The sequence below is a fragment of the Dermabacter sp. HSID17554 genome (assembly GCF_003989295.1).
GTDB lineage: Bacteria > Actinomycetota > Actinomycetes > Actinomycetales > Dermabacteraceae > Dermabacter > Dermabacter vaginalis.
The window spans coordinates 1-1,572 of sequence record NZ_RBLW01000013.1; the positions used below are offsets into that span (position 1 = coordinate 1).

A 1,572-nucleotide genomic window follows, 5' to 3' on the forward strand; every position below is an offset into this window, starting at 1 on the left:
GTGCGCATGTTGTTTGATATCTCAATAGTGTGTCTGTTTATTGATGCCAATTTTTTTGGCAGGAACATTGAATTTCTTGTTCAATTTCTGGATGGTCAGCGTAATGTTGATTGTTTTGTTTCTGCTGGGTTTAGATTTTTCTGTTTTTTAATGGAGAGTTTGATCCTGGCTCAGGACGAACGCTGGCGGCGTGCTTAACACATGCAAGTCGAACGATGAAGCTGTGCTTGCACAGTGGATTAGTGGCGAACGGGTGAGTAACACGTGAGTAACCTGCCCTTCACTTTGGGATAACTCCGAGAAATCGGGGCTAATACCGGATATGACTACTGGCCGCATGGTTGGTGGTGGAAAGTTTTTCGGTGAGGGATGGGCTCGCGGCCTATCAGTTTGTTGGTGAGGTAGTGGCTCACCAAGGCGATGACGGGTAGCCGGCCTGAGAGGGCGACCGGCCACACTGGGACTGAGACACGGCCCAGACTCCTACGGGAGGCAGCAGTGGGGAATATTGCACAATGGGCGAAAGCCTGATGCAGCGACGCCGCGTGGGGGATGACGGCCTTCGGGTTGTAAACCTCTTTCAGCAAGGAAGAAGCGAAAGTGACGGTACTTGCAGAAGAAGCGCCGGCTAACTACGTGCCAGCAGCCGCGGTAATACGTAGGGCGCAAGCGTTGTCCGGAATTATTGGGCGTAAAGAGCTTGTAGGTGGCTTGTCGCGTCTGCCGTGAAAACCCGAGGCTTAACCTTGGGCGTGCGGTGGGTACGGGCAGGCTAGAGTGCGGTAGGGGAGACTGGAATTCCTGGTGTAGCGGTGAAATGCGCAGATATCAGGAGGAACACCGATGGCGAAGGCAGGTCTCTGGGCCGTTACTGACACTGAGAAGCGAAAGCATGGGGAGCGAACAGGATTAGATACCCTGGTAGTCCATGCCGTAAACGTTGGGCACTAGGTGTGGGGAGCATTCCACGTTTTCCGCGCCGTAGCTAACGCATTAAGTGCCCCGCCTGGGGAGTACGGCCGCAAGGCTAAAACTCAAAGGAATTGACGGGGGCCCGCACAAGCGGCGGAGCATGCGGATTAATTCGATGCAACGCGAAGAACCTTACCAAGGCTTGACATGCACTGGATCGCTGCAGAGATGTGGTTTTCTTTGGACTGGTGCACAGGTGGTGCATGGTTGTCGTCAGCTCGTGTCGTGAGATGTTGGGTTAAGTCCCGCAACGAGCGCAACCCTCGTTCCATGTTGCCAGCACTTCGGGTGGGGACTCATGGGAGACTGCCGGGGTCAACTCGGAGGAAGGTGGGGACGACGTCAAATCATCATGCCCCTTATGTCTTGGGCTTCACGCGTGCTACAATGGTCGGTACAATGGGTTGCGATACTGTGAGGTGGAGCTAATCCCAAAAAGCCGGTCTCAGTTCGGATTGGGGTCTGCAACTCGACCCTATGAAGTCGGAGTCGCTAGTAATCGCAGATCAGCAATGCTGCGGTGAATACGTTCCCGGGCCTTGTACACACCGCCCGTCAAGTCACGAAAGTCGGTAACACCCGAAGCCGATGGCCCAAGCT

Annotated in this window: 1 rRNA gene; it reads left to right on the forward strand. The window is 54.5% G+C overall.

Going from position 1 to position 1,572, the window contains the following annotated elements:
• Positions 1-147: 147 nt before the first annotated feature.
• Positions 148-1,572: ribosomal RNA gene (locus D8M36_RS09985) — 16S ribosomal RNA — on the forward strand; the annotation flags it as partial.